Consider the following 10,307-nt stretch of genomic DNA (forward strand, 5'->3'; position numbering starts at 1 on the left):
GAATTATCGAAGCCTTTTTGCATTTCAACCAAAATTTGGGAGGGGATTAAATCACCATTTTAAACATAGGCCTTGCTCACCGGAGCTATGTTAGCTCTGTTTTGTCAAAAGACGATTGTTTTCTTAAAATTTGGGTTAAACAAATATCTCCAATTCAAATACTTAAAATTTAAAAAACTAGGGTAATTGAGGTTTCCCTGTTTGCCGGCTTACTTATAATTCGAGTATGATGGTGGATAGTTTTTGCATGATGATTGTTAGTTGAAGCATGATAGTGGATAGTTATTGCGTGATGATTGTTCGTTTTACTATAATTGTAAATACTAATCAAGTGGACAATGACATATTTCCGCATGTTGTTGGTCTTTCTGGCAGCGAGAGACGTCGAAAATCGACAATTGTTAATAAACTTCAAATAAAGTCAATGAAACAAAACTGTTGTAACAACTCCCTATGCAAAGGACACTAATTGTCTAATAAAAAAATCTAGCTAGATTTATTTTTAATTTCACAAATTTGTCCACAAAATAATACAAGGTATAAATATGTATTTTTTAATTATCTATTATGTCCTAACCGTTTTAGGCATTCACACGGGTTTGTACTTTTTCTTCAAAAAGATGGGTATCGAACCATGGAAAGCTTTTGTTCCATTTGTCAATAAACTTGAGTTAATTCGACTTACAGGTCAGAAAAAATCCTTCTTAGTTTGGTTTTTTATCCCGGGAGCGAATATTATAGCTGCCTGTTCTTTATTTTCAGAATTATTAGATGCACATAGAATTTATGATTTCAAGAGTCACTATCTAGGCATATTAGGAGGCTCCGTGTTCTTCCCATATTTGTTTTGGAAGAGAGAACCGACTCCTCGCTATTTCGGACCACAAGGAGAGATCGCAGGGGAGAAGTTTCGAAAACCTAAACCTGGAATCATTCGTGAATGGACAGACACTATTACTTTTGCGCTATCAGCTGCTATGCTGATTCGTTTTTTTGTGTTTGAGGCATTTACTATTCCTACCTCATCATTAGAAGGAACCTTGCTTGTCGGTGATTTTCTGTTTGTAGATAAGTTTAGCTATGGTATGCGAATTCCCAATACTCCGCTTTCATTTCCCTTGGTGCAGAATACCTTTCCAACCTTTAAAAAGGATGCCACTCCTATTAATTCTTACCTTGATTGGATTCAAATACCATATACACGATTGCCGAAATTGACTGAAATCAAAAGGAACGATCTCGTAGTTTTTAATTTTCCAGAAGGAGATACTGTGACGCAGGAGCATCAAAGTGCCAAACCTTATCTATCCTTAATAGCCGAAGAAGGATTGAATGCCATAGCAGGTCAAAGACAAAGTTTAACTCCTGAAATGCTAGAATCAGAACCATTTATAAATGAAGTTCGTGCCTTGGGCAGAAATATAGTTTTAAACTCTGGGAAATATACTATAACTTCTAGACCAGTAGATAAGAGAGATCATTATGTAAAAAGGTGTGTAGCTATACCAGGAGATACACTTGAAATCAAGAAGGGTGAGTTATACCTAAATAAAAAATTAGCTTATAAAGCACCAAAATTGCAAAAGTCTTATTTGATTCGCTATAATATAGTAATGACACAAACAGGAGCAAACGGTGAAATTTTAAATGATATGAAAAAACTAGGTGTAAATACAGATCAAGGTTTTGATTTTCATGAAGGATATAATTTTTTTACCGTTCATACTGATGAAACTACATTAAATGCAATTAAGAAATTCTCTTATGTAGACTCCGTAATACCAGTATATAATGCAGCTCCTGATTTGTATAATTTTAATTTCCCTCATGATAAACGATATTTTAAGTGGTCTGTTGACGATTACGGTCCTATTGTGATTCCAAAAAAAGGAACCTCTGTAAACTTAACCAAAGAGAATATTTCTATGTATGAGCGCATAATTCAAATTTATGAAAAAAATAAATTTGAGGTCAGACCTGATGGTTTTTATATTAATGATAAGCTAGCCAATACCTATACCTTCCAAATGGATTATTATTTTATGATGGGAGACAATCGTCATAATTCTCAGGATTCAAGGTCTTGGGGATTTGTACCAGAAGATCATATCGTAGGTAAACCATTTGTTATCTTTTTTAGCTGGGATGGTATCAATAAAAGGGTAAGATGGGATAGGTTATTAAATTTGGTTACTAAACATTATACACCGGGAAAATAATATTTTAAAAATAATATCAACTAATGGCACTAATCTTAGTTATAGACGACGAAAAAAGCATCAGAAATTCACTAAAAGAAATTTTGGAATTTGAGGGCTATGAGGTTCATACAGCCGAAAATGGTCTAGAAGGACTTAATTTGATAAAAGATGACGACTATGACCTTGTGATCTGTGATATCAAAATGCCTAAAATGGATGGTAAGGAATTATTATCTAAGGTACAATCCCTTGAGACTCCGCCTAAGTTTATCATGATATCAGGACATGGTAATGTAGATACAGCTATTGAATCCGTAAAAATGGGAGCTTTTGATTATATCCCGAAACCTCCTGATATGAATAAACTTCTTATCACAGTAAAAAACGCCCTTGAAAATAGAGTGTTAAAAGAAGAGACTAAAATTCTAAAGAAAAGAATAGAATTGTCCAAAGAGATTACAGGGGAGAGTTCTACAATAAAGAAAATAAAAGCTACTATCGAAAAGGTTGCCCCTACAGATGCTAGAGTGTTAATTACAGGAGAGAATGGAACTGGTAAAGAACTAGTAGCTAGATGGATACATGAGAAGAGTCATAGAGCTAAAGGTCCGTTTATCGAGGTGAATTGTGCAGCTATTCCTAATGAGCTAATTGAGAGTGAGCTTTTTGGTCATGAAAAAGGTTCGTTTACTTCAGCCATCAATCAGCGAAAAGGTAAATTTGAGTTGGCTCATGGTGGCACTTTATTTCTAGACGAAATTGGCGACATGGATTTGGCTGCTCAATCTAAGGTTTTACGAGCGTTACAAGAAGCAAAGATAACTAGAATAGGAGGAGATAAAGACATCAACGTAGATGTGAGAGTCATAGCAGCTACCAATAAAAAATTGGACCATGAGATTACGATGGGTAATTTCAGAATGGACTTATATCATAGATTGAGCGTGATACTCATTCATGTACCCACTTTAAATGAGCGTAAAGAAGATATCCCAACCTTGGCAAATCAATTTTGCGAAGAAATTTGCTCAAATCAAGGAATTCCTGTCAAGCAGATAACACCTTACGCTTTGAAAATGCTTCAAGATTATGAATGGACAGGAAATATACGTGAGTTGCGAAACGTCATAGAAAGATTGGTAATTTTAGGTGGTGCGAAGATTTCAGATGAAGATGTTCAAAATTATGCATACAAAGGCATTCAACTTTCTAGTAATATGAATACCGAAGTATTTGATCAATATCCTAAGTTTCAAGATTTTAAAGAGCATATTGAAAAGCAGTTTATCGAGTATAAGTTAAATCAATTCAACTGGAATGTCAGTAAAACTGCTGATGAAATCGATATACAGCGTTCACATTTGTATAACAAGATTGAAAAGTTTAATTTGAAAAGAGGAGATAACTCCTAATTTGGCTTTTCGTCTATACATAGAAATGTTCATAGACAAACTTCTTTTTAGAGTATTTTCCTATTTAGTTTACTATTGGAGAGCTCAGTCTAATTTATACATTCATTCACCTTTTGTTTTTGATTTTTTAAATCAAGTAAATGCTAACAGACATTTACCAATATTAGAAATGAATAATTATAGGGCTATTCTGGCTCAAGATAGTTCGGATTTCTCTTATATCACCAATGACAGAACCATAACTACAACCACTGCGAATCGATATCATAGAACATCGATTAGTGATCGATATGGTAGAATATTAATGACAGCTGCAAAGCAAGTAAAGGCGAATAATTTTCTTGAACTAGGTACTTCACTTGGGGTGAGTACTGCATATCTATTTTTTAGTCTTCCTACGATTCACGGCATTACCATAGATTCCAATACGCATGCAATAAAAAAAACTAAGGCATTTTTTGATACTCAATTTTCTAACCATAACATAAAGTTTATAAATGAAACATTTGATGCTGTGTTGACACCTAAATTGAAAGAAATTCAAAACTTAGATTTTGCCTTTATCGATGGGGATCACCGATACGAAAGCACTTTACGATATGTGAAAACTATACTTCCCTATTTAAGTGAAAATGCAGCCATAGTCCTAGACGACATTCGCTGGAGCAAAGATATGTACAAGACTTGGTCAGAGCTAATTGAACTGCCTGAGTTTAACTATACTATTGATTTTGGTCGAATAGGCATTCTATATAAGATAAATAATCACAGTCATAAGCAACATTTTTACTTACATTAGTATCCATTTAATCTTCGTATGCTGACTAAAAACTTTTTCCAGTTTCTCAAAGAACTAGCAAAAAATAATAACAAAAATTGGTTTGACCTGAACCGTGCGCGATACGAGTCAGACGTAAAGAAGCCATTTGAAGAGTTTGTAATTATTCTAGGAAATGAGTTAAACAAATTTGATGCTGAAATTCAAGGTGATTTTAAGAAAAATATATTTAGAATTAATAAAGATATTCGATTTTCAAAAGATAAATCGCCTTATAAAACCAATCGTTCTGTAGCATTTTCATTGAATGGTAAAAAAGATCATGAAGATCCAGGTTATTATTTAGAACTAGGTGCAGAGAAGAGCTATATAGCTGGCGGCGCGTGGTGTCCTTCACCAGAGAAGTTACAAAAGATTCGTTCTGAAATTTATTATAACACAGAAGAGTTTCATAAAATATTAAAGGACAAAAAGTTTGCGACCACCTTTGGAGATATACAAGGGGAGCGCTCAAAAATTTTACCAAAAGATATCAAAGACTGGGCATCTGATTCAGATTATATTTATCATAAGCAGTTTTATTTCTCGAAAGAATTTGATAATAGAGAAGTTTTAGATAAGGATTTCACAAAAAAGGTAGCAACATGGTTTAGCCATGGCTATGATGTCAATCAATTTCTGCGAAGAGCGATGCGCGATTAAACTTTTCATAGAAAAAAAATGAATTGAAAAAGTTAGTAGATATCTATTTATATGGAAATTTTCATATAGCCCTTATAGCTGCTATCTGTTTTTATTTATACAATCAACGAACTCAGCAGGCAATTATTATTTTTCTTGCTACCTTTTCTTACTATAATCTTTGTGGAATTCTTAGTGTGAAAAACTATTCGAATACACTTCATAATGAAAGACTATTCTGGATATCTAAATTTCTTACGGAGCTAATTTTTATGATTTTCGCTTCTTCAACACTTGCTATATTTTTATGGATAAAGTTATATGAGTCGAATCAATATATCATAGACACAATACCTCTAATTCTAAGTCTTTTATTATCTGTTAGCTATTTATTCCTAAGGAGTATTCCACTTTTAAAGAATTTAATCATAGGAATTGTCTGGATTTTAGTCATGCATATTTGGGTTAATTGGGATTTTAGTCTTTTAGACTTGTTTTTGTTTATTTATTTAGTTTTTATTTCTTTATGGTATGATAGTACTAGAAATCAGGTCAAAAGAGCTTTTATTGACATTTTAATAATATTACCATTTTTAATTTATATCTTATTGGAAAGGTGGTATTTGCAAAATATGCCTAAGTAATCGGAAGATTACACTGAGTTAACTTTTCTTTTTTTTAATTACCCTATAGATACTAATGAATTAAATTTTGTATCATTGAAACTTTACAGTTAAATTATGTAGTTATATAAATAACCCCACCTAATATAACTATTATAAATTGCTAATAGATGAAGAACAATAAAATTGGTGTACTGACGAGCGGGGGAGACTCCCCGGGTATGAATGCAGCTATTCGAGCTGTATTTAAAACTTGTGCTGCATATGGTATAGCATGTTATGGTATTCGACGTGGCTACCAAGGTCTGATAGAAAACGATATCTTTGAGATGCAGGCACTTGATGTCAAACAAATTATTCACTTAGGTGGCACTATATTATTGTCAGCTAGAAGTAAGGATTTCCTTGACTATGAAGGAAGGGCAAAAGCCTACCAGAATCTCAAAAATCATAATATAGACGCTTTAATCACGATAGGTGGAGACGGGACCTTTACTGGAGCTATGATTTTTGAGAAAGAGTTTGGAATTCCAATCATAGGCATACCAGGAACAATTGACAATGATATATTCGGCACAGATAATACTATTGGTTATGATACGGCTCTCAATACCGTAATGGAAGCGGTGGATAAAATTCGTGATACGGCTAACTCGCATCAACGATTATTTTTTGTAGAAGTAATGGGTCGTGATGCTGGATTTATAGCCTTGAATAGCGGCATAGCAGCTGGAGCTATTGAGATATTGATACCAGAGACCAAATATGATATGGATGAGTTTTTTACCAATATAGAAAAAGGAGCTATCAAAGGGAAAATTTCAAACATAGTCATAGTAGCAGAGGGTGAAAAAAGCACGAATATTTACGAACTGGCAGAAGCTACCAAAAAGCGATTTCCAGATTACGAAGTACGTATTTCCATATTAGGTCATATTCAGCGAGGAGGGAGCCCTAGTTGCGCCGATCGTGTACTTGCCAGTCGTCTTGGCGTAGCTGCTATCGATGGATTATTAGAGGGTAAAAGTTCAGTCATGGCTGGCATAAAAGCCAATCAAGTAGTTTATACTCCATTTGTAGATGCTATCAAAAAACATAACGAGTTAGAACCCCACCTGATAAAAACTTCAAATATCTTAGCTTAGAAAATACTTTCTGACTCATAACAAAACTTTTAAAAATAAATATGATAAGAATCGCAATCAACGGCCTCGGACGAATAGGCAAATTAGTTTTAATAGAATCCATACAAAGAAAAGATATACAAGTTGTAGGTATTAATGATATTATATCCACAGATTATATGGCCTATATGCTTCGCTACGACTCTACGCATGGGCGTTTTCAAGGAGAAGTTTCTTATGATGAAAATCACCTGATTGTCAATGGTAAAAAAATAAGAGTTACCAATAAAAAAGATCCTAATGAACTACCCTGGGGAGAATTGGAGGTCGATGTCGTGATGGAAGCTACCGGTATTTTCTTAACCAAAGAAACCGCCATGGGACATATCAATGCAGGTGCTAAGCGAGTCTTGATGACGGGTCCATCTAAAGATGATACACCTATGTTTGTAATGGGCGTCAATCATCATCAACTGACCCGAGATATAAATATCATTTCCAATGCGAGTTGTACCACGAATTGTCTGGCGCCACTAGCTAAAATTATGCATGATAACTTCGGAATAGAAGAAGCACTCATGACCACAGTTCATGCTGTTACTGCTACACAGCGTATTGTGGACGGACAGTCATCGAAAGATTGGCGAGGAGGACGAGCAGGATTGACCAATATAATACCCTCTACTACAGGTGCTGCCAAGGCCGTAGCCAAGGTCATACCTGAACTTGATAGAAAAATTACAGGTATGGCTTTCCGTGTTCCTACCATTGATGTCAGTGTAGTCGATTTAACTGTAAAAATTAAGAAGTCCACCAGCTATGCCGAAATCCAAGAGGTTATCAAAAGAGCCTCAGAAAATGAGATGAAAGGTATTGTAGCATATACAGAGGATGATGTCGTATCTTCTGATATGCTTGGGATGCGAGAAACCTGCATTTTCGATGCTAAGGCAGGCATTATGCTCAATCCAAATTTTGTCAAATTAGTAGCATGGTATGACAATGAGATTGGATATTCTAATAAACTTTTGGACTTGGTTGAGGTTTGGGGTTGAAATTGAAGTTATCCTCTCTTAAACTCATAATTTCGCTCTACCTTACATACCCTCACACTGTAATATTGATAAAACTTTTCAATTCCTAGTTTCATAGCTGCAATATGCTCTGCATTTTGTTTCCATTTTAGGATAGCTTGCTCCGTTTTCCAATAAGATACACTGATGCCATAATCAGATCGTGCACTGTCCATCCCTATAAAACCTTCAATATTCTCAGCTATTTGGATTAATTTTTCGTCTAATCCTTGGTAATCTTTCGTAATGTCATAATGGGTCGAGGTGAAAATAACGGCATAGTAGGGTGGGTCGCATATTGGAGTCATTGCTAGTTAAATTTGATGTGAAATAATTGTAAACTTACTAACTTTGCAGTCTAATTCTCTAAAAATAAGTAAAAAATGAGTCAATTGAGCTATTTGGGTATCAATAACCCAGCTAATCTTTTCTGGAATTTGACCCCAGAAGAATTAACCAAACATACTATTGATAAAAATCAGGGAACTACCAATGACACGGGTGCTCTTGTGGTTAATACGGGTAAATTTACAGGTCGTTCTCCTAAAGATAAGTTTATCGTTCGTGATAGTATCACTGAGAATCATGTGGACTGGGAGAATACCAACTTCAATATCCCTTTTAGCTCGGAGAATTTCGATAAATTATATGACAAAGTGATAGCCTACCTCAATGGCAAGGATGTCTATTCACGAGATTGTGAGGCTTGTGCTGACCCTGCTTATAAGCTCAATGTGCGTGTAGTGACCGAATATCCATGGTCCAATATGTTTGCCTATAATATGTTTATTAGACCAAAAGATACTAGCAACTTTGCTGCTGATTGGCATGTGATATGTGCTCCAGGATTTATGGCTGACCCAGCAGTCGATGGTACTCGTCAAAGCAATTTTGCAGTATTAAATTTTACTAGAAAAATAGCGCTAATAGGTGGAACTGGTTATACTGGTGAAATTAAAAAAGGAATTTTTACGGTCTTAAATTTTGTGTTACCTGTGGACAAAGGTGTATTCCCTATGCACTGCTCTGCCAATATAGGAAAAGATGGTGATACCGCCTTGTTTTTCGGACTATCTGGTACAGGAAAAACCACCCTTTCTGCTGATCCCAATCGTGGTTTGATAGGAGATGATGAGCACGGCTGGACCGATACAGGCGTATTCAACTTCGAAGGTGGCTGCTATGCTAAGTGTATAGACCTGACCGAGGAGAAAGAACCCGATATTTATAGAGCTATCAAGCCAGGTGCTATATTGGAGAATATCGATTTCTTCCCAGGAACCAACAAAGTGGACTACGCTAGCTGCTCTATTACCGAAAATACCAGAGTTTCTTATCCACTCTATCATATCAATAATGCTGTAGAACCATCTGTAGGTAATATTCCTAACAATGTATTCTTCCTGACCTATGATGCTTATGGGGTATTGCCTCCTATATCTCGCTTAGATTCTGCACAGGCTATGTACTATTTCATGTCAGGGTTTACAGCAAAGGTAGCTGGAACAGAAGCAGGAGTTACCGAGCCTCAGTTAACTTTCTCAGCTTGTTTTGGTGCGCCGTTTTTGCCACTTCACCCGAGCAAATATGCCGAACTTCTAGGTAAAAAAATGCAGTCTAGCGGAGCTAAAGTGTGGATGATCAATACTGGAATGATAGGTGGAGTATATGGAGTAGGTTCACGAATGAAATTGCCATATACCCGCGCTATGATTACGGCGGCATTAAACGGTAGCTTAAACCAAGCAGAATTTTATAAACACCCTGTATTTGGTTTAGAAATTCCAAAATCTTGCGACGGTGTTCCATCCGAATTGTTAAATCCGAGAGAAGCATGGGTTGATAAATCAGCATACGACGCACAAGCTAATAAACTAGCCGAAGCCTTCAATAAGAATTTTGAAAAATTTGCAGGCAATACCGCTGCTGAGATTTTAGCCGCTGCACCGAAGCTGAGTGCCCAGGCATAGTTTTATTTTTTCTTTTGATGATAATAGAGAGTCACCTCATTTTGGGGTAACTTTTTTAATTTTCGATAGTTTAGACTTTTAAAAATAGAGTTTCAAAAAAATATAGTCTCATATCCTTGAAAAATAGCTAGTTGCTATTTAATAGTGAAATTATTTTCAAAAAAGGCTTGCGGACTAAAATAAAGTTTTTATCTTTGCACTCCGTTTCGGGGAAATCATGAAGAAATTGAGTGGTTAAAACGATTCGGAAACCTTGGTAAGACAGGGTAAATAAAGGTGTTCATTGACATATTGATATAGCAAGAAAAAATGTAGGGACAAGGCAAGCCTTGTCTCGTGTACAAATAAATTTATTTATTTGTACGAAAAGAGTAGGCCATAATGTCGCAAAAGCATTATGGTTTGAAAAATCCTGACATTAATCGTCAGGATAAAGAGAAAAAGC

9 protein-coding genes are annotated in these 10,307 nt (G+C 35.3%); 8 read left to right on the plus strand and 1 reads right to left on the minus strand.

Annotated elements, in window-relative coordinates; all coding sequences use genetic code 11:
- The first annotated feature begins 545 nt into the window (after nt 1-545).
- The 7 genes from JNL75_02680 to gap all read left to right on the plus strand — a co-directional run bounded on the left by JNL75_02680 (nt 546) and on the right by gap (nt 7,874).
- On the plus strand, nt 546-2,219 hold the full coding sequence (locus JNL75_02680; protein MBL7788722.1) for a S26 family signal peptidase: 1,674 nt from the start codon (nt 546-548) through the stop codon (nt 2,217-2,219).
- A 23-nt stretch (nt 2,220-2,242) separates the two neighbouring features.
- The gene (locus tag JNL75_02685; GenBank protein MBL7788723.1) at nt 2,243-3,613 is read left to right on the plus strand and encodes a sigma-54-dependent Fis family transcriptional regulator; all 1,371 of its coding nucleotides are present in this window, start codon (nt 2,243-2,245) and stop codon (nt 3,611-3,613) included.
- A gap of 169 nt (nt 3,614-3,782) precedes the next feature.
- On the plus strand, nt 3,783-4,412 hold the full coding sequence (locus JNL75_02690) for a class I SAM-dependent methyltransferase (protein ID MBL7788724.1): 630 nt from the start codon (nt 3,783-3,785) through the stop codon (nt 4,410-4,412).
- 18 nt (nt 4,413-4,430) lie between these two features.
- The gene (locus tag JNL75_02695; protein ID MBL7788725.1) at nt 4,431-5,093 is read left to right on the plus strand and encodes a DUF2461 domain-containing protein; all 663 of its coding nucleotides are present in this window, start codon (nt 4,431-4,433) and stop codon (nt 5,091-5,093) included.
- Nucleotides 5,094-5,116: 23 nt separating this feature from the next.
- The gene (locus tag JNL75_02700; protein MBL7788726.1) at nt 5,117-5,716 is read left to right on the plus strand and encodes a hypothetical protein; all 600 of its coding nucleotides are present in this window, start codon (nt 5,117-5,119) and stop codon (nt 5,714-5,716) included.
- A gap of 149 nt (nt 5,717-5,865) precedes the next feature.
- A complete protein-coding gene (pfkA, locus tag JNL75_02705; protein MBL7788727.1) occupies nt 5,866-6,840 on the plus strand; it encodes a 6-phosphofructokinase in 975 nt (324 codons plus the stop codon).
- Nucleotides 6,841-6,881: 41 nt separating this feature from the next.
- A complete protein-coding gene (gene gap, locus JNL75_02710) occupies nt 6,882-7,874 on the plus strand; it encodes a type I glyceraldehyde-3-phosphate dehydrogenase (GenBank protein ID MBL7788728.1) in 993 nt (330 codons plus the stop codon).
- Nucleotides 7,875-7,882: 8 nt separating this feature from the next.
- Here the strand turns inward: gap and JNL75_02715 are convergent, their stop codons facing one another.
- Nucleotides 7,883-8,200, minus strand: a complete 318-nt coding sequence (locus JNL75_02715; protein ID MBL7788729.1) for an antibiotic biosynthesis monooxygenase — start codon at nt 8,198-8,200, stop codon at nt 7,883-7,885.
- Nucleotides 8,201-8,275: 75 nt separating this feature from the next.
- Between JNL75_02715 and pckA the strand changes: the two genes are divergently transcribed.
- On the plus strand, nt 8,276-9,862 hold the full coding sequence (pckA, locus tag JNL75_02720; GenBank protein ID MBL7788730.1) for a phosphoenolpyruvate carboxykinase (ATP): 1,587 nt from the start codon (nt 8,276-8,278) through the stop codon (nt 9,860-9,862).
- The last annotated feature ends 445 nt before the right edge of the window (nt 9,863-10,307 follow it).

The sequence above is a fragment of the Chitinophagales bacterium genome (assembly GCA_016787225.1).
Taxonomy (GTDB): Bacteria; Bacteroidota; Bacteroidia; order Chitinophagales; family JADJOU01; genus CHPMRC01.